General features: G+C 52.4%; 14 protein-coding genes. All 14 read left to right on the top strand.

Annotated elements, in window-relative coordinates:
* Positions 1 to 27: 27 nt before the first annotated feature.
* The 14 genes from porQ (at position 28) to AC5FXQ_RS14860 (ending at position 18,781) form a co-directional block, all read left to right on the top strand.
* Entirely contained in the window at positions 28 to 1,077 is a 1,050-nt protein-coding gene (gene porQ, locus AC5FXQ_RS14925) for a type IX secretion system protein PorQ (protein ID WP_493603221.1), read from the top strand.
* A 55-nt stretch (positions 1,078 to 1,132) separates the two neighbouring features.
* A complete protein-coding gene (hslU, locus tag AC5FXQ_RS14920; RefSeq protein ID WP_493603220.1) occupies positions 1,133 to 2,527 on the top strand; it encodes an ATP-dependent protease ATPase subunit HslU in 1,395 nt (464 codons plus the stop codon).
* A gap of 321 nt (positions 2,528 to 2,848) precedes the next feature.
* The gene (locus AC5FXQ_RS14915; protein WP_493603219.1) at positions 2,849 to 3,577 is read left to right on the top strand and encodes an SDR family NAD(P)-dependent oxidoreductase; all 729 of its coding nucleotides are present in this window, start codon (positions 2,849 to 2,851) and stop codon (positions 3,575 to 3,577) included.
* 211 nt (positions 3,578 to 3,788) lie between these two features.
* A complete protein-coding gene (locus AC5FXQ_RS14910; RefSeq protein WP_493603218.1) occupies positions 3,789 to 4,208 on the top strand; it encodes an IS1/IS1595 family N-terminal zinc-binding domain-containing protein in 420 nt (139 codons plus the stop codon).
* 457 nt (positions 4,209 to 4,665) lie between these two features.
* Positions 4,666 to 6,009 (top strand): hypothetical protein, encoded by a 1,344-nt coding sequence (locus AC5FXQ_RS14905; RefSeq protein ID WP_493603217.1) that lies wholly within the window; start codon positions 4,666 to 4,668, stop codon positions 6,007 to 6,009.
* 30 nt (positions 6,010 to 6,039) lie between these two features.
* Positions 6,040 to 6,303 carry a DUF4212 domain-containing protein gene (locus tag AC5FXQ_RS14900; protein ID WP_493603216.1) on the top strand — a complete coding sequence of 88 codons (264 nt, stop codon included), beginning with the start codon at positions 6,040 to 6,042 and terminating at the stop codon, positions 6,301 to 6,303.
* Positions 6,304 to 6,329: 26 nt separating this feature from the next.
* The gene (locus AC5FXQ_RS14895; RefSeq protein ID WP_493603215.1) at positions 6,330 to 8,021 is read left to right on the top strand and encodes a sodium:solute symporter family protein; all 1,692 of its coding nucleotides are present in this window, start codon (positions 6,330 to 6,332) and stop codon (positions 8,019 to 8,021) included.
* 333 nt (positions 8,022 to 8,354) lie between these two features.
* A complete protein-coding gene (locus AC5FXQ_RS14890; RefSeq protein ID WP_493603214.1) occupies positions 8,355 to 8,567 on the top strand; it encodes a hypothetical protein in 213 nt (70 codons plus the stop codon).
* Between the two features lie 3 nt (positions 8,568 to 8,570).
* Positions 8,571 to 11,297, top strand: a complete 2,727-nt coding sequence (locus AC5FXQ_RS14885) for an ATP-binding protein (protein WP_493603213.1) — start codon at positions 8,571 to 8,573, stop codon at positions 11,295 to 11,297.
* Between the two features lie 4 nt (positions 11,298 to 11,301).
* Positions 11,302 to 11,682, top strand: coding sequence for a response regulator transcription factor (locus AC5FXQ_RS14880; protein ID WP_493603212.1), 381 nt, complete (start codon positions 11,302 to 11,304; stop codon positions 11,680 to 11,682).
* A gap of 23 nt (positions 11,683 to 11,705) precedes the next feature.
* A complete protein-coding gene (locus AC5FXQ_RS14875) occupies positions 11,706 to 13,631 on the top strand; it encodes a propionyl-CoA synthetase (protein ID WP_493603211.1) in 1,926 nt (641 codons plus the stop codon).
* A 373-nt stretch (positions 13,632 to 14,004) separates the two neighbouring features.
* Positions 14,005 to 15,903, top strand: coding sequence for an acetate--CoA ligase (acs, locus tag AC5FXQ_RS14870; protein ID WP_493603210.1), 1,899 nt, complete (start codon positions 14,005 to 14,007; stop codon positions 15,901 to 15,903).
* Between the two features lie 242 nt (positions 15,904 to 16,145).
* Complete coding sequence (locus AC5FXQ_RS14865) at positions 16,146 to 18,083, top strand: DUF294 nucleotidyltransferase-like domain-containing protein (protein ID WP_493603209.1); 1,938 nt, start codon at positions 16,146 to 16,148, stop codon at positions 18,081 to 18,083.
* On the top strand, positions 18,083 to 18,781 hold the full coding sequence (locus AC5FXQ_RS14860) for a 3'-5' exonuclease (protein ID WP_493603208.1): 699 nt from the start codon (positions 18,083 to 18,085) through the stop codon (positions 18,779 to 18,781). The genes AC5FXQ_RS14865 and AC5FXQ_RS14860 overlap by 1 nt, the downstream gene beginning before the upstream one ends.
* The last annotated feature ends 49 nt before the right edge of the window (positions 18,782 to 18,830 follow it).

The following is an 18,830-nucleotide window of genomic DNA, read 5'->3' as shown; positions in this document are numbered from 1 at the left end:
AGGGGAGGGCTGGGAAGGGGCAACCATATGAAACCAACCGCCATCCTCATCTTAACCCTCTTCCTGAGCCTTCCGCTCACGGGATGGGCGCAGGTAGGTGGGCAGCGTGGGTTTCCTTTTTTGCAGCTGCCTGGCAATGCGCGGGTGGCAGCCTTAGGCGGTGTGAATGTGAGTGCGCCGGGGCATGATGTAAACATGGTGGCTTCCAACCCTGCTTTACTGAACGAGGCGATGGACCGTCAGTTGTCCCTGACCTATGTTGGCTATCTGGCTGATATCAGGCAAAGCAGTCTGGCTTATGCTTTCAACACTAGCAGGTATGGCCGCTGGTCCGCTAGTCTGAACTACCTGAACTATGGTGACTTTGTGCAGCGCGATCACACAGGTATGGAAGAGGGCAGCTTTACGGTGAACGACTATACCTTGGGCATCAGCCATTCGCGGCAGGCGGAGGCTTTCACGGTGGGAGCCACCGCCAAAGTGGCTGTCTCGAGTATGGCCGGCGACAAAGCGGTAGGTATACTGGCCGATGTAGGTGGCGCTTTTCAGCATCCCGAACATGACCTGAGCATAGGGATGGCCTTTAAGAATATCGGATACCAGGTGCGCTCTTTTGCCGGAGCCGATCGGCAGTCAATGCCTTTTGATGTGCAACTCGGCGCAAGCTACAAACCGGAGCACATGCCGGTTCGATTGTCGCTCACGGCACACCACCTGTACAAGTTTGACGTTGTATACCTGGACCCCAGCACTTCGACAAGACTGGACGCCAACGGCAACCAGGTGGAGGAGGAGAAAAAGGTCGGTGACCAGATCGCACGGCATTTTGTGGTGGGCACGGAGTTTATCTTCAGCAAAAACTTTCAGGTGCGGGCAGGGTATAACCATTTGCGGCGTAAAGAGCTTCGGCTCGATAGCAATGCTGGTGGTGCCGGCTTCTCAGTGGGAGCCATGCTGCGGGTGCGGGCTTTCGAGCTGAATTACGGAAGTGCCTTTTTTCATCCGTCGGGTGGCACACATTATATTACGCTCAGCACCGATACAGGCACCTTCCTGAAACGTAAGAGTAAAGAATAAGACAGCGTGAGCCCCTGTGCACAGCTGTCAGTTTTATAAATTTTAAGTATAGAACATGTTAGATTCAATAGAGCATTTAACACCAGCCCAGATTGTTGAGGAGCTGGATAAATATATTATCGGGCAGAAAGACGCTAAACGAAATGTGGCCATTGCGCTGCGTAACCGCTGGCGCCGAATGAACGCCGACGAAAGTATCCGTCGCGAAATCGTGCCCAATAATATTTTGATGATCGGTGCGACCGGTGTAGGTAAAACCGAGATCGCCCGCCGTCTGGCCAAGATTGCGGATGCACCTTTCACCAAAGTGGAGGCTTCTAAGTTTACAGAAGTAGGCTACGTGGGCCGTGACGTGGAAAGCATGGTGCGCGACCTGGTGGAGCAGTCTGTGAATATGGTGAAGACCAGAAAGAAAGAGGAGGTGAAGCAGAAAGCCGCCGAGGTGGTGGAAGACATCATTCTGGACGCGCTGATCCCGCCAATACAAGGTGGCCGCGCAACGCCAAGCTTCTCCAGTACATCAGAGTCAAACGGCATGCCCGACAATGACTACGAGTTGAACGAACGCACCCGTGAGAAATTCAGAGAGAAAATTCGCAACGGCGAACTCGAAGACCGTAAGATCGAGATCCGCATTCAGCAGAGCGCTATGCCAGGTATAGGTGCTATGGGACCAGGTATGGACGAGGCTTCTATGATGAACATCCAGGAGATGATCAGCGGCATGATGCCAAAGAAAACCAAGAAGCGCAAAGTGACCATTGCTGAAGCCCGCAAGATTTTGCTGGAGGAAGAAGCCTCTAAACTGATCGATATGGACGAGGTGAAGGAAGAAGCGATTTTCAAAGCCGAAAACTCCGGGGTGATTTTCATTGACGAGATTGACAAGGTGGCCAGCTCGAGCAGCAAAGGCAGCGGACCGGACGTGAGCCGCGAAGGCGTGCAGCGCGACCTGTTGCCTATTGTGGAGGGCTCTACGGTGAACACCAAGTACGGCGTGATTAACACCGATCATATCCTGTTCATCGCAGCCGGAGCTTTTCACGTAGCCAAGCCATCGGACCTTATACCTGAGTTACAGGGCCGCTTCCCGATTCGAGTGGAGCTGCAGAGCCTGACCAAGGACGACTTCTACCAGATCCTGAAGTTCCCGAAAAATGCGCTGACCAAGCAGTACGAAGCCTTGTTGAAAGCCGAGGACGTAGAACTGAGCTTTGCTGACGAAGCGTTGGATGAAATCGCCAATATTGCCTACGAGGTAAACTCAGAGGTAGAGAATATCGGTGCCCGTCGCCTGCATACCGTCATGAGCCGCCTGCTCAACGACATCCTCTTCGACGTGCCAGACAAGATCGGTGCCAATGCACATATTGTGATCAACCGCGAGATGGTGCTGGAAAGGCTGTCGGATATGGTGAAGAACCGCGATCTGAGCCAGTACATTCTTTAAGTTTAGGAGTTTGAGGAGTTGAAATGTAGCGACGTTACATCGTAACGTCGTGGTGCTACGAAGCATTTCCGCTTCATTGTGAGGCGACCGTACGCAATCTTTTAAAGGTACTGGTGCAAGATCCATTCACGTGACTCTTACACTAAAGCTGATTTAATACTCGCGAAAAAGAAAAGCTGGTGTTTCTGTGAAGGCAGAGGCACCAGCTTTTTTGTTTGGAGAAACCTCTGCTTGCAGGTATAGGTATAACCAAATCTTAAATCCCATTCGTACTTTAGAAGAGTCACTCTTAACTCTTAACTCTCAAACTCCTAAACTTCCATGAACTACTACATCATCACCGGAACGAGCAAAGGTATAGGCAAAGCCATCGCCGAGGAATTACTGCAGGACGAGAACAACTTTGTGATTGGCGTGTGCCGCAACAGCACCATACAGCACAAGAACTACCGCCATCAGCCGCTGGATTTTTCGGATATACCTGCCGTGGAGCATAACCTGCATAAGGTATTCGTACCTTTTAAAGATGCCGAACGTCTCGTGCTGATCAACAATGCGGGTGTGCTGGGAGATATTGGCTACGTAGGAGAAGGTATGCCGAATGAGCGCTTTGAGTTTGTATTTGACGTGAACGTAATCGTGCCGGCCATGCTGATGAACAGCTTTCTGCAGGTATACCAGCCCTTGCAGGTTCCTAAAGTGATCGTAAACATTAGCTCCGGAGCAGGCAAATATCCGATAGACGGTTGGGCGAGTTATTGCGCTTCCAAAGCAGCGATTGATATGCTGTCGCAGACGATTCAGCAGGAACAGAATGTGCGGGCTTCAGACGTGCGGGTATACGCCCTGTCACCAGGTGTGGTAGATACTGCCATGCAGGAGCACATCCGGGAGAGCGATGAGGAGAAATTCAGTAATGTGCAGCGGTTTAGGGATTACAAGGAGCAGGGGGAACTGGCGTCTCCGGAAGAAGTGGGCCGCAAGATTGTCTGGTTTCTGAACAATACCGATAAATTTGATGAAGTGATTGTGTCCGTGCGGGACATGTAGTTTTTAGTTCATCGTTTGCACACACGATGAAAAAGCCTTGCCTCTGTGGCAGGGCTTTTTCGTTTATAACACCTAGGTATTGTATCCGACTGATGTTTATACATGCATAACCTGCTGATACTGACAAAAATAGTTTTTAAAGCATTGTTGCTAATTTACTATAGTTATGCTAAATTGGTATAGTTGTTTTTGAACTATACCTGAGGCTGTTATGAAGAACCCAATCTGTCCGAAATGTAATGCCCTGGAAGTAGTAAAAAGTGGTGTCATAAATGATCGGCAGCGCTACCGCTGCAAGAAGTGCGGTTATTATTTCACGGTGAACAAGCTTGGGAAGGGCATAGACAGCTACTATGTCACCAAGGCGCTGCAGCTTTACATCGAAGGTATAAGCTATCGGGAAATCGAGCGGATTCTGGGGGTAAGCCATGTTTCGATCATGAACTGGGTGCGCAAGTACAAAATCAAGGCCCCGGAGCAAACAGAATATCATCCCACCTACAAGATTCTGAATCACGCCGAATTGGTAGAGCACATGAAAAACAGCGCCAACCTGAAAGGCGCAGGTATGATGATCACCGAGCTTGGTGACAAGTACATGATGATCAAGTGGAAGCGGTTTAAGGATTAGGTCAATTTTGAAATTGTTGATGGGTAAATTTGTGATTTTGTAGCATACTACACATATCATAGGCACGGATTGCTAAGTAAATCGCACTGAACCTATGAAATAAACAACTGTCCCAGGTGCACCCGTTGACTATCCACTGTTTGAGTGTTCAGCGAGTTTGGATAGTCTTGACTTTTTTGCCTACTTTTTTTGTCAAGAAAAAAAGTAGGTGCCCGCCGCACAGGCGAAAAAGGTGCCCGCCTGGCCAAGGCAAGCTATAAAATAAGACAGCAGATATACCTGACAAAAGGGCCAGAGGCCCCCATCATAGTAGACACGAGCGTGGACGCTCGCGCCATATATATCAACTTACCAAATATATACACCTCTTTACCCTTTTTCATAAATCTTTCTTAAAATAGATAAAGAATTCGGGGAAACAGCTGACCTCTCTTCACCTTAACATTTAGTATTCCAAATGAAAAAACTGTTACTATATGTAGCAGCAGGGCTGATGCTCTGCTGTGTCGGGAGGAGTGCGTCTGCACAGGGCTCCACAGAGTATGGCGCTGGAATTAAGCTGCCTATTAACGAAGACGGATCTAAGTACATCCGCTTTATCACCTGGCATCAGGTATGGGTGAGGTATAACGAGCACAACTCGGGCACCATCCGCAACGGCGAGCCTGTCGACAATACGCTGGACTTCGGGCTGCGTCGCTCCCGCTTCCTTACCTACTCCCAGATTTCACCGCGCTTTTTAGTGTTACTGCACTTTGGTATCAACAACCAGAATGCGATCAGCGGCGGTGTGAACCCGGCATTGGATGGTAAGAAGCCGCAGATCTTTATTCATGATGCCTGGACAGAGTACAAGGTGTTCGACAAGGCGCTCTCCATCGGGGCGGGTCTGCACTACTGGAACGGCATCTCGCGGATGTCCAACGCCAGTACCCTCAACTTCATGACTATCGATGCACCTATCTTCAACTGGGCCACCATTGATGCCGCTGACCAGTTCGCCCGTATGCTGGGCGTATATGCCAAAGGTAAGCTCGGCAAACTCGACTATCGCGTAGCCGTGAACGACCCCTTCCTGACCAATACGGCAGAGGCGATCGGTACCGCAGCCAACTACAGTCCACGGAACAACAACAAGGTATACCAGGGGTATTTCAACTGGCAGTTCCTGGATCAGGAGTCAAATCTATTGCCGTTCATGGTGGGTACCTATCTGGGTACAAAAAGAGTGTTTAACATCGGTGCAGGCTTTATGCACAACAGCGACGCCATGTGGCGTGAAGAAGCCACTGCAATAGGCACAACAAACGTAGTGCACGAAGACATCTCCTTGTTTGGTGTAGATGCCTTCCTGGACCTGCCACTCAACACTGAGACTAACACGGCTTTGACAGCCTACGGTGTGTACTACAACTACGACTTCGGCAGAAACTATGTGCGCAATATCGGTATCATGAACCCGGCACAAGGCGGTGGCGGCTTGCGTGGCAACGCCTTCCCTACGATGGGTACGGGCGATATCCTGTACGGACAGGTAGGCTACTTACTTCCGAAAGACCTGATCACCGAAAAAACCCGTTTGCAGCCTTACGCGGCCTATAGCTACGGCAATTTTGAAGGTCTGCGCGATGCTGCCGGCGATAAAGTGCCGGTAAAAGTGCTCGATCTTGGCGCCAACCTGTTGCTCGAAGGCCACCACTCCAAACTTACGCTGAACTACCGCAACCGACCGGACTTTACTAACCCGAATAACCTGCGTTACCGTCCGGAGATCACGCTGCAGGCCATGATCTACTTATAACAGAACCTTAAAGACTAAACTTTATAACCCATGGAAAATAACAAGAACAGAATGCAGGAGTACTGGCAGCGCAACGTGCGCATTCTCCTGATGCTTTTGGGCCTTTGGTTCGCCGTGTCTTACCTCTTCGGCATTTTGCTCGTCGACGAGCTCAACCAGTTCCGACTGGGCGGCTTTAAGTTGGGCTTCTGGTTTGCACAGCAAGGCTCCATTTATGTGTTTGTGATCATCATCTTCATTTATGTGTGGCTGATGAACAGACTGGACCGCGAATTTGACGTGCACGAAGACTAATCTCTCACCACACAACATTTAAGACAATGGATATCTTAACCTGGACATACATTATTGTGGGCCTGACCTTCGCCCTGTACATTGGTATCGCCATCTGGTCGCGGGCCGGTTCTACAAAAGAATTTTACGTGGCAGGCGGTGGGGTTTCTCCGCTGGCCAACGGTATGGCAACGGCCGCTGACTGGATGTCGGCAGCATCGTTCATCTCCATGGCCGGTCTGATTTCGTTTATGGGCTATGACGGCTCGGTATACCTGATGGGCTGGACCGGCGGCTACGTGCTGTTGGCCCTGTTTCTGGCGCCATACCTGCGCAAGTTCGGTAAGTTTACCGTGCCTGATTTCGTGGGAGACCGTTACTACTCCAAAACTGCCCGTTTGGTGGCGGTAATCTGTGCCATTTTCGTGTCGTTTACCTATGTGGCCGGGCAGATGCGTGGGGTAGGTATCGTATTCTCCCGCTTCCTGGAAGTGCAGATCGAAACCGGTGTAATCATTGGTATGATCATCGTGCTTTTCTACGCGGTATTAGGTGGTATGAAAGGCATCACCTATACCCAGGTAGCGCAGTACTGCGTGCTGATCTTCGCTTACATGGTACCGGCTATCTTTATCTCCATGATGCTGACCGGCAACCCGATTCCGCAGCTTGGCTTGGGTGGCACATTGGCTGATGGCACTTACCTGTTAGATAAACTAGACGGTTTGCTTCCGGAGCTTGGCTTCACGGCCTATACCGATGGTAGCAAAGCCACCATTGATGTATTCTTTATCACGGCCGCCCTAATGGTGGGTACCGCCGGTCTGCCGCACGTAATTGTGCGCTTCTTTACAGTGCCAAAGGTAAAAGACGCCCGTAAGTCGGCTGGTTATGCGCTCGTGTTCATTGCTATTCTGTACACAGCTGCACCTGCAGTAGGCGCCTTTGGTATGTACAACATGCTGCAGACTACCAGTAATCAGCCCATAGCCAACTTGCCGCAGTGGGTGAACAACTGGGAAAAGACTGGTCTGATCGGTGTGGATGATAAAAATGGTGACGGTCGCGTGCAGTATGTGAAGGACCCAGCTGTAAACGAACTCAAGATTGACAAAGACATCATGGTGCTGGCTAACCCTGAGATCGCGCAGCTTCCTAACTGGGTGATCGCGCTGGTAGCGGCTGGTGGTCTGGCAGCGGCTCTTTCCACAGCGGCCGGTCTCTTGCTCGTAATCTCTACGTCGATTGCACACGACTTGCTTAAAAAGTCTGTGATGACACATATATCCGAAAAGCAAGAGCTGGTTGCGGCTCGCATCGCAGCAACTTTCGCGGTGGTAATTGCAGGTTATTTCGGTATCAACCCGCCAGGCTTTGTGGCGGAGGTGGTGGCCTTCGCCTTTGGTCTGGCAGCGGCTTCCTTCTTCCCGGTGATCATTATGGGTATCTTCTCGAAACGCATGAACAAACAAGGTGCTATCTGGGGTATGATTTCTGGTTTGTTGTTCACGATCAGCTACATCTCCTACTTCAAGTTCATAAACCCGGCTGCCAACATACCAGAAAACTGGTTCATGGAGATCTCTCCTGAAGGCATCGGTACCGTAGGTATGTTGATCAACTTCATCGTGTCGTTCATCGTGTCCCGCTTCACGCCAGCCCCACCAGCCCACATTCAGGAGCTGATTGAGGACATCCGCATACCACGCGGTGCCGGCGAAGCAGTTGCAGGGCATTAAGGTTGAATTGTTGATTGATGATAGTTAAATTGTTGAATGGTTGATTCGGTGAATCTCACTGGTCAGCCATTCGGCAGTTTGCTGGCTCTTCAGCCCTCGCTCGCGTCCCGCGAGTGTGAGTTATTCAGTGGCGTCCCGCCACTTGTGGTACAGGCACACATTCAAGTGGCCAGAGTCCGCCAGATAGCTCACATCCCGGAAGCATTTGGGACGAGGGCAAAGGTAAAAGGCTTAAAGCATTATTTAATTTTCTAAATCTAACCTTCTAAACTTCCTAACTTAGAACAACTCTCAAACTCTTAAACTTTCTAACTCTTAAACTTCTAAACTCCCATGCGTGACCGCTCCAAAGGCAGACTACTCTTTTTCATCAGCGCCCTGTTCATGGTGCTGTTGAATTTTCCCTTGCTTTCGATCTTCAATTCGGGGGCGACGGTGAGCGGTGTGCCGGTGCTATACCTGTACCTGACGGTGGTGTGGCTGCTTTGCATTGCGGCGATTGCGTTTTTCATTAACCGGCAGGATCCACGGAAACAGAAGAGGTAAACCATGAACTACTGGCTTGTCATCGGTGTGTCGTTTTTCTACCTGGCTTTGCTCTTTGGGCTGGCTTCGTGGGCAGAAAGGCGTTCGGCTGCGGGCAGGAGTTTCGTGGGAAATCCTTATATCTACGCGCTCTCCATGGCCGTGTACTGCACTGCCTGGACCTATTACGGTTCGGTGGGAAGGGCCGCCACAACGGGCTTGGGTTATCTGGCGATTTACATCGGTCCGACGCTGATGGCGCCGCTTTGGTGGGTGGTGTTGCGCAAGATTATACGCATTTGCAAGGTGCAGCGCATTACGACCATCGCCGACTTCATCTCGTCGCGCTACGGCAAAAATATCACGCTGGGCAGCATCGTCACCATCATCTGCGTGCTTGGCATTATACCTTACATCTCCATCCAGCTCAAGGCCATCGCCAGTAGCCTGGATATACTAACCGGCATGAATGAGGTGGGCCGGAGTCCGCTGTTCGGCGACACGTCTTTCTACATTGCGCTGGGCTTGGGTCTATTCACGATTGTGTATGGCACGCGACACGTGGAAGCCACGGAGCGGCACGAAGGGATGGTCACGGCCATTGCATTTGAGTCGCTTTTCAAGCTGGTGATTTTTATCGTGGCGGGTGTTTTTGTGACCTATGGCGTGTTCAACGGTTTCGGTGATATCATGCAACAGGCTACGCAGCTGCCCGACTTCGAGCGGCTGATGACCTTTGACAATGACAGCGGCTTTTCGCAGTGGTTCTGGATGGTGGTGCTGTCCATGCTGGCGATTCTGTTTCTGCCGCGCCAGTTTCAGGTGGCCGTGGTAGAGAACGTGAATGAACAGCATTTGAACAAGGCCATGTGGCTCTTTCCGCTATACCTGTTTGCCATCAACATTTTCGTGCTGCCGATTGCCTTTGGCGGTGACTTATTGTTCAACGGTGCCAGCGTAGACGCTGATATGTTTGTGCTGGCTATACCTTTGAGCGAAGGCCAATCGCTACTCGCTTTGCTGGTATACCTGGGTGGCTTTTCGGCAGCCACAAGTATGGTCATCGTGGCGACCATCGCCCTGAGTGTGATGATTAGCAATAACTTGGTCATGCCGCTACTAGTAGGTATACCTGCCATCAAAAACAAGTACCAGAACCAGCTGACAAAGCTTTTGCTTTTCAGTCGTCGGCTGGGTATCCTGTTGATTTTGTTGCTGGCATACCTGTATTACAAAGGTGTGGCCGAATACTACTCGCTGGTGGAAGTCGGGCTGGTGTCCTTTGCGGCGGTGGCGCAGTTTGCACCTGCCATTATTGGGGGCATTTTTTGGAAAGAGGGCACTAAAAACGGTGCGCTGGCGGGTATAGTCGTTGGGGCGGCGGTGTGGTTCTATACCTTGGTCGTGCCGTCGATGGTGGGGGTAGGCATGCTGCCAACTTCTATTTTAAATGAAGGTCCGCTAGGTATAGCCTTGCTTAAACCTTTCGAGCTTTTCGGCCTGCAGGTCATGGACTACATTTCGCACGCCATGTTCTGGAGCATGTTCCTGAATGTGGGTCTTTACATTGGCGTGTCACTTCTGAGCAAACAAACGTCACAGGAGCGCAACCAGGCCGAAGTGTTCGTGGACATCTTCAAGTACTCCACTGTGTTCGAAAGCTCCATCGTCTGGAAAGGCACGGCGTATATACCTGACATCAAGTCGTTGCTGGTGAACTTCCTGGGGGAGAAAAAAGCGGAGGTCGCCATGAAAGCCTACAAGCGTAAATATCCTGAGCCCGAAGACGAATCAGGAAAGGCCGACCCGAAACTGGTGACCTATGCAGAGAAGCTTTTATCGGGTGTCATCGGGTCATCATCGGCCCGCATTATGGTGTCGTCGGTTGTGAAGGAGGAGGAAATCAGCATCGACGAGGTGCTCAACATCCTGAAAGAATCGCAGCAACTAATTTCCATCAACAACGAACTCCGCCGCAAGTCGATGGAACTGCGCCGCGCTACCGAGCAACTCCGCAGCGCCAATGAACGACTGAAGCAACTCGACGAGCTGAAAGACGAGTTCCTGTCGACTGTCACGCACGAGCTGCGCACACCGCTGACTTCCATTCGGGCGCTCTCTGAAATCCTGTACGACAACCCGGAAATGGAGCGCGAGGACCAGGAGCATTTCCTGCAGACCATCGTGAAGGAATCGGAGCGATTGACGCGCCTGATTACGCAGGTGCTGGACTTGGAGCGCTTCGAATCGGGCAAGCAAAAACTTAACCTGGGACCTGTGCAGATAGAGGAAGTCGTACATGAATCGGTGCAGGCGCTGGAGCAACTGGTGCAGGAGAAGAGCATCGACCTGGTGGTGGATGTGCAGCACAACCTGCCCACCATCAACGGTGACAGAGACCGCCTGATACAGGTGCTGGTCAACCTGATCTCCAACGCTGTCAAGTTTTGCAACCCCGAGCACGGCCGCATTATTGTGTCGGGTTACTACATCGACGGCGACATCAAAGTGAATGTGGTGGATAACGGTAAGGGCATTGACCCCGAGTTTCACAAACAGATATTCGACAAGTTTTACCAGGCGCAGAACCAGAACATCCGCAAACCAGAGGGCAGCGGACTGGGACTGGCCATCAGCAAGAAGATAATTGAATCGCACCAGGGGCGCATTTGGGTGGAGAGCGAGTTGGGCAAAGGGTCCAGGTTTTCGTTCGTGCTGCCCGTGAAAGTAAATGTGCCCGCAAACGTATAAAACTATGGCTAGTAAAGAAAAATTGAAGGTGTTGGTCGTGGACGATGAGCCGAGTATACTGATGCCGCTGGAGTTCCTGATGCGCAAGAGCGGCTATCAGGTATACATTGCCCGCAACGGTACCGAGGCCATAGAAAGTGTGGACAAAGAGCGCCCCGATGTGGTGTTGCTCGACATTATGATGCCTGACGTGGACGGCTACGAGGTATGCCGCCACATACGCGGACAGGAAAATATGAACGGCGCCAAAGTGATCTTTATGAGCGCCAAAACCAAGGACGCCGATATCAGGAAGGGCTATGACGTAGGGGCGGACCTGTATATCCCGAAGCCCTTTTCGACACGTTTCCTTATGGAAAAGATAAAGGAGCTGACACAGAGTTAATCGCAATAAAAGACGCAGGAGATATGGAAAGCTTAATCCACACCTACAGCTCGTACGCCGAGGCCTACGAAAAAAGCATTCGGGACCCCGAGGGATTCTGGGGCGAACAGGCGCGGCAGATTGCCTGGTTCGAAGAGCCAAAGCAAATCCTGACCACCGACGAAAACGGCTTCTACCGCTGGTTCGCGGGCGGCAAACTCAACACGGCTTACCTGGCGCTTGACTACCACGTGGAGAACGGTCGCGCCGACCAGACTGCCCTGATTTACGACTCTCCCGTCACCAATACCATCCGCAAGTACAGCTACCGTGAGTTCCGGGACTTGGTGGCCCGGTTTGCAGGTGCGCTGCGTGGTTTAGGTGTGGGCAAAGGCGATACCGTGGTCATTTACATGCCCGTTATACCTGAGGCCGTGGTTGCCATGCTCGCCTGCGCAAGGTTAGGAGCCATTCACTCGGTGGTGTTCGGCGGCTTTGCGCCGCACGAGCTCACAGTGCGCATAGACGATGCCCGTCCGAAGGTGGTCATCTCCGCTTCCTGTGGCATTGAATTCGACAAGCACATACCTTACAAGCCGCTTCTGGACAAGGCCCTGAATGACAGCAAGCACAAGCCTGAGCACACTATTATTCTGCAGCGCCCCTATGTGGAGGCCGACATGCAGCCGGGCCGTGATTTGGATTACATAGACGTGCTTCAAAAAGCCCAGCCAGTCGACTGCGTGCCGGTAGACGCACACGACCCGCTCTACATTCTTTATACCTCCGGCACCACCGGAAAGCCCAAAGGTATTGTGCGCGACAACGGCGGCCATGCTGTGGCGCTCAAGTATAGCATGAAAGCCGTGTATGGAGTAGACCCGGGCGATGTGTTTTGGGCTGCTTCAGACGTGGGTTGGGCCGTAGGGCACTCGTACCTGGTATACGCCCCGCTGATTCATGGCTGCACCACAGTGCTGTTCGAAGGTAAGCCCGTGCGTACCCCAGATGCTGGTACTTTCTGGCGCATCATCATGCAGCATGATGTAAAGGTGCTCTTCACGGCCCCGACCGCCATCCGCGCCATCAAAAAAGAAGACCCGGATGGCATAGAGAAAATAAAGTATGACCTGCCATCGCTCAAGTACCTGTTTCTGGCCGGCGAGCGCTGCGACCCTGCCACTTACTACTGGGCAAAAGACCTGCTGCGCATACCTGTCATCGACCACTGGTGGCAAACAGAATCAGGCTGGCCGATGGTAGCCAACATGGTGGGCTATGGTATAAAGCCAGCCAAGCCGGGTTCTGCGGGCTTGCCGGTTTGTGGGTATAAAGTAGAAATTCTGGGCGAAGAAGGGCAGGAACTTATACCTGCGCAGGAAGGCTACGTGGCGGTGAAGCTTCCTTTGCCTCCCGGCTGCCTGCCCACCTTGTGGGAAGACAATGACCGCTTCTACAAATCCTATCTCGACCGCTTCCCGGGCTATTACATGACCGGCGATGGGGGATATATGGATGAAGAAGGCTATATTTATATCATGGGTCGCATAGACGATGTGATCAACGTATCCGGCCACCGTCTCTCAACCGGAGAGATGGAAGAGATGGTCGCCTCTCACCCTGCCGTGGCTGAATGCGCCGTGGTAGGTATAGCCGATGACCTGCGTGGTCAGCGTCCTATTGGTTTAGTGGTGCTGAAAGACGGACAGAATATCAGCGAACAGCAAATCGAGCAAGAGCTGATCGCCTTGATTCGGGAGAAAATCGGTGCCGTAGCTTATTTCCGAAACGCACTGATCGTGAAACGCCTGCCCAAGACCCGCTCCGGCAAGATCCTCCGCAAGATACTGCGCAACATCGCCGACGGGGTGCACTACGCTATACCTTCCACCATCGACGATCCGGCCATCTTAACCGAGATTCACGATGACCTGAAGCAGCGGAAGATTGGGAATGCTTTTTTGGAGTGACCCCCCAGCCCTAAAACAGGGGAGCGAGGGTAGAGGGGCCCATTCATACCGCCAGTTTGAGCGCAGCGGTAACAGGTGGAATACATGACAGCCAGTTTGTAACTGGCGTATGTGGCACTACATAATTACGCCAGTTACAAACTGGCCACATAAACAACCACAAGTTGCGCTGACGCTAAACTTGCGGTATACATCGTAGTCAATACCTGCCAAATGGCAATCACAGGAAAAGTCTCTATTTGTAGGGCGCAGGGGGATGACAATCGTTCTCTAAATCCCCTCCTCGGAGGGGCAGGGGTGGGTTAATTCCAGTGATTCACCCCTAGACTAGAATTACCGAAATAAACCTTAAACACCATAACAAACCGATATCATGCCTAACATTCAAATCAAAACTTATCAGGAGTACGAAGAAGCCTATAAGCGAAGTGTGGAAGACCCGGAGGGGTTCTGGTCCGATATAGCGAGTACCTTTACGTGGCGCAAGAAGTGGAACACGACACTGGAGTGGAACTTTGAAGAGCCAAACATAAAGTGGTTTAAGGGCGGCAGGCTGAACATTACGGAAAACTGTCTGGACCGTCACCTGAAAACCCGGGGCAACAAACTGGCCTTGATCTGGGAGCCGAACGACCCGAAAGAAAGATACATACGCTATACCTACCGCGAACTTCACGAGAAGGTATGCCAGTTTGCCAACGTGCTCAAAAAGAACGGTGCTAAGAAAGGAGACCGCATCTGCATATACATGCCCATGATCCCGGAACTGGCTTTCGCTGTGCTGGCGTGTGCCCGTATCGGAGCCATCCATTCGGTGGTGTTCGCTGGTTTCTCCGCTGTGGCCATGGCCGACCGTATCAACGACGCGCAGTGCAGCATGGTGCTCACGTCTGATGGTCTGAACCGCGGCGCGAAACAGATTCCGGTGAAGCGTGTGGTAGACGAAGCCTTGGAGCGTTGCGACTCGGTGCAGAAAGTAATTGTGGTAGAGCGCCTGGGCTGGGCCGTGAACATGGTCAAAGGCCGTGACGTGTGGTACCACGACGAAGTGCAGGGTGTCAGCAAGGACTGCCCGGCCGAAGAAATGGACGCCGAAGACATGCTCTTCATTCTCTATACTTCCGGCTCTACGGGCAAACCGAAAGGTGTGGTGCATACCTGCGGCGGCTACATGGTATACGCCCAGTACAGCTTCAGCAATGTGTTCCAGGTACAGGAAAACGACATCTACTGGTGTACTGCCGACATCGGCTGGATCACCGGCCATACCTATCTGCTCTACGGTCCGCTCTTATCGGGCTCTACTTCACTGATGTTTGAAGGCGTACCGACCTTCCCGGACATGGGTCGCTTCTGGCAGGTAGTGGATAAGTTTGGCGTGAACATTTTCTATACCGCCCCAACTGCCATTCGCTCACTGATGGGTGGTGATATCGACGATGTGCTTTCCTACAGCCTTGACTCGCTCAAAGTGCTGGGCTCAGTAGGCGAACCGATCAACGAAGAAGCCTGGCACTGGTACCACACCCACGTTGGCAAGGAGCGCTGTCCGCTGGTAGACACTTGGTGGCAAACCGAAACTGGCGGCATCATGATTTCGACCATCGCTAACGTAACTCCGATGAAGCCAAGCCACGCCGGTTTGCCGCTGCCAGGCATACAGCCGATCCTGGTAGACAGCGACGGCAAGGAGATTACCGACAATGAAGTGGAAGGCTACCTGTGCATGAAATTCCCGTGGCCGAGCATTATCCGCACTACCTACGGCGACCACGAGCGTGCCCGCCTGAGCTACTTCTCGACTTACAAAGGCCTGTACTTCACGGGCGATGGTGCCAAGCGTGACAAGGATGGCCTTTACCGCATCATCGGCCGTGTGGACGATGTGATTAACGTGTCCGGTCACCGCTTCGGAACGGCCGAGATCGAAGAGGCCATCAACCACAACGCCCACGTGGTGGAGTCTGCGGTGGTGGGTTATCCGCACGACGTGAAAGGACAGGGGATATACGCCTTTGTTATATGCAAAGAGGTGCCAGAGCGCGAAGACTGGCTGCGTGCCGAGATCATCGAAACGGTGGTGGAGAAGATCGGCAAGATCGCCAAACCAGACAAGATCCAGATCGTGAGTGGTCTGCCTAAAACCCGTTCCGGCAAGATCATGCGCCGCATCCTCCGGAAAGTAGCCGAGGGCGATACGTCTAACCTGGGCGATACTTCAACCTTGCTTGATCCGGATGTAGTGGATGAGATCAAAGCGGGAGCTTTGTAAAGATTTTAGATTGATAAGTTTAGTTGAATGCGTAAAGTCCTGCGGCGTCTGTTGCAGGACTTTTGCGTTAAATAGAATGTTTTAAATGCCGACAGTTTGAGACTGCCTTAATTAGATTTTTCAGGTATAAGTGACCCGGTATCTGCGACAGTCCTGTTAATCTTTTAATCCAGAAAATCTTGATTCAGACAATTGCAATCCACTTCCCAAAACCGTACCTTCAACAGGTATAAACCGAAGCTATGAAACCCTCCAACGTCATACAGGAACGCGTCCACGAGTTTCTCAATGCCAATCCACCCTTCAATCTGATTGACCCGGAAAAACTGCGTCAGTTGGCGCGGCAGGTGCGGGTGCTATACCTGGAGCCGGAGCAGGTCTTGTTTGCACAGGGGGATACAGCTCATGCGTTTTTCTATGTCGTGCGGCAGGGATCGGTGCGACTAGAGCAAAAGACGGAAGGCGGCAATCCTAAGCTAATCGATGTGTGCGATGAAGGAGATGTGTTTGGGGTGCGGGCACTCATCGCCAAAAAGAACTACTCCTCCACGGCCACTTCTGCTGAGGAGTCACTGGTGTACGCTATACCTATCGCTGCTTTCGAACCCATCCTAACCGAAAATCCGCAGGTGGCGCTTTACTTTGCGGCGGGTTTTGCGGCGGGGCAGCCGGTGCGCAACCCTACCTTGCGTGATGCGCAAAGGGCACGGGTTGGATTGAGCACTATTGCACCTTCGTCTATACCGCTGCACCTCGAAGACACCCTTAAAATCGATACGGCTAAAAGCATTGTAGCTTGTCCGCCTGATACCTCCATCCGGCTGGCCGCCCAGATGATGAGCGACAAGGATTCCAGCTTTATGATGGTAGTCGATGCTGACGAGCGGCCATTAGGTATTCTGACCGACACCGACCTGCGCCGCCAGGTAGTAGCGGGGCATGTGGCTATTGATGATCCGGTGAAGGTCATCATGTCATCGCCAGTGATCACGACCGTGCCCAATCCGCCCATGGCCGATGCGCTCATCAACATGATCCGGAACAAAGTGAAGCACCTCTGTGTGACCATTGACGGGACTATTAACTCCAAAGCACTGGGTGTGCTCACCGAACATGACCTGTTGCTGGCGCAGGGCAACAACCCGGCCGTGCTGATCTCCGAGATTCGCCAAACATGGGATATAAACTCCCTGCCTGCCATCCGCGACAGGGCCGAGGAGCTTTTGCTGAAGTACCTGGAGCAGGAGGTGAGTATTTCGTTCATCGCCAACATCATCACCGAGATCAACGACGCCATCATTGTACGGGCGCTGCAGCATGCCGAAAAGGAGCTGGGCGAGCCGCCTGTGCACTATTGCTGGCTCTCATTGGGCAGCGAAGGGCGCGAAGAGCAACTCCTGCGCACTGACCAGGACAATGCCCTCGTGTATGAAGACAAGAACATCGCGCTTGAGAAGGAATATCAGGACTACTTTGTGAAGTTAGCCGCCATCGTGCGGGATATTCTGGTGCAATGCGGATTCGAAAAGTGCCCGGCAGACATGATGGCCAGCAACCCGAAGTGGTGCCAGCCGCTGCATACCTGGAAGCAGTACTTCTACAACTGGATACACGAACCAACCGAGGAGGCGCTGATGCATACCTCTATTTTCTACGACTACCGCCCCGTGTACGGCGACTTCAGTCTGAGCCATCAGCTTACTGACTACATTTACGACAACATACAGCAGGAGCGCATTTTTCTTCCTTTCCTGGCCAAGCATGCGCTGCAGAGTCCGCCGCCGCTGAGCTTTTTCCGCAACTTTATTGTGGAGCGGGGAGGAGAGCACAAAAACGAATTTGATATCAAACTACGGGCCATGACTCCACTCGTGGATGCCGCCCGGGTGCTCACGCTCGACAACCGCGTAGCCGGCGAGAACAACACCTTCAAGCGCTTCGAGAAACTGGCCGAGCTGGAGCCGCAAAACGCAGAGCTATACCGTGAGGCCGCCATGGCTTACGAGATCATGATGCGTTTCCGGGCGCTCAGCGGCCTGCGCAACAAAAACTCCGGCCGTTACCTCAACCCCAATCAGCTCAACAAACTGGAGCGGCAGACGCTGCGCAGCACCTTCAAGCCGATCAGCGACATACAGGAGCTCCTGCAAGTACGCTTTCAACTCAACTACCTCGGCTGATGGAGTGGCTGAAAGAGTTAATTCACCAGCTGCAACCAGTAGACAGGAATGCGCCGGCTTTCTGGCACAGGTATAGCGCCGCTCTGAAAGAGCAGCCATCAAAAGATACCCCCTTGGCAGAAGCCGAATTCGTGGTGTTCGATACCGAAACGACCGGGCTGGACCAACGCAAGGACAAAGTGCTTTCCATCGGGGCGATAAAGGTAAGGGGGCTGCAGGTGCTCGTGTCAGATACCTTCGAGTGTTTAGTGCAGCAGGAAGGGGCACCTGCTACCAAAAGCGCTGAAGTGCATGGTCTGCTTTCCAGTCAGCTGGAGGGAGGTATATCGGAGCGGGAAGCGGTGGAGAATTTTGTTGATTTTGTCGGCAATGCCGTACTGGTCGGGCAGCATGTGGCTTTCGACATCGGCATGATCAACCAGATGTTGAAGCGGCAAGGTATAGGCGGCAAGCTCCGTAACCGCTCCGTCGACACAGCACACCTGGCCATACGACTGGAGCGCCGCCACGCCGACAGCCATACCCTGAAAACCGCCGAATACAGCCTCGACGCCCTCTGTGGAAGGTATAATCTACCCACCGACGACCGCCACACCGCCTCTGGAGACGCTTTTGCCACGGCTTTGCTATTGCTCAGGCTGCTCTCACTGGCCAAAAAGCGGGGAATTACAACGTTGGGTGAACTGATGAAGGGCTAGCGTAATTATTCAGCCAAAATCTATCACTGACGTACATGCTTAGATGATC

The sequence above is a fragment of the Pontibacter sp. LHS1 genome, assembly GCF_058932855.1.
This window is presented reverse-complemented; position numbering and strand designations above follow the sequence as displayed.

Coding starts and splice junctions, on each gene's coding strand:
- acs (WP_493603210.1), top strand. CDS start 14,005: ATGCCTAACATTCAAATCAAAACTTATCAGGAGTACGAAGAAGCCTAT.
- AC5FXQ_RS14895 (WP_493603215.1), top strand. CDS start 6,330: ATGGATATCTTAACCTGGACATACATTATTGTGGGCCTGACCTTCGCC.
- AC5FXQ_RS14880 (WP_493603212.1), top strand. CDS start 11,302: ATGGCTAGTAAAGAAAAATTGAAGGTGTTGGTCGTGGACGATGAGCCG.
- AC5FXQ_RS14875 (WP_493603211.1), top strand. CDS start 11,706: ATGGAAAGCTTAATCCACACCTACAGCTCGTACGCCGAGGCCTACGAA.
- hslU (WP_493603220.1), top strand. CDS start 1,133: ATGTTAGATTCAATAGAGCATTTAACACCAGCCCAGATTGTTGAGGAG.
- AC5FXQ_RS14910 (WP_493603218.1), top strand. CDS start 3,789: ATGAAGAACCCAATCTGTCCGAAATGTAATGCCCTGGAAGTAGTAAAA.
- AC5FXQ_RS14915 (WP_493603219.1), top strand. CDS start 2,849: ATGAACTACTACATCATCACCGGAACGAGCAAAGGTATAGGCAAAGCC.
- AC5FXQ_RS14890 (WP_493603214.1), top strand. CDS start 8,355: ATGCGTGACCGCTCCAAAGGCAGACTACTCTTTTTCATCAGCGCCCTG.
- AC5FXQ_RS14900 (WP_493603216.1), top strand. CDS start 6,040: ATGGAAAATAACAAGAACAGAATGCAGGAGTACTGGCAGCGCAACGTG.
- porQ (WP_493603221.1), top strand. CDS start 28: ATGAAACCAACCGCCATCCTCATCTTAACCCTCTTCCTGAGCCTTCCG.
- AC5FXQ_RS14905 (WP_493603217.1), top strand. CDS start 4,666: ATGAAAAAACTGTTACTATATGTAGCAGCAGGGCTGATGCTCTGCTGT.
- AC5FXQ_RS14885 (WP_493603213.1), top strand. CDS start 8,571: ATGAACTACTGGCTTGTCATCGGTGTGTCGTTTTTCTACCTGGCTTTG.
- AC5FXQ_RS14865 (WP_493603209.1), top strand. CDS start 16,146: ATGAAACCCTCCAACGTCATACAGGAACGCGTCCACGAGTTTCTCAAT.
- AC5FXQ_RS14860 (WP_493603208.1), top strand. CDS start 18,083: ATGGAGTGGCTGAAAGAGTTAATTCACCAGCTGCAACCAGTAGACAGG.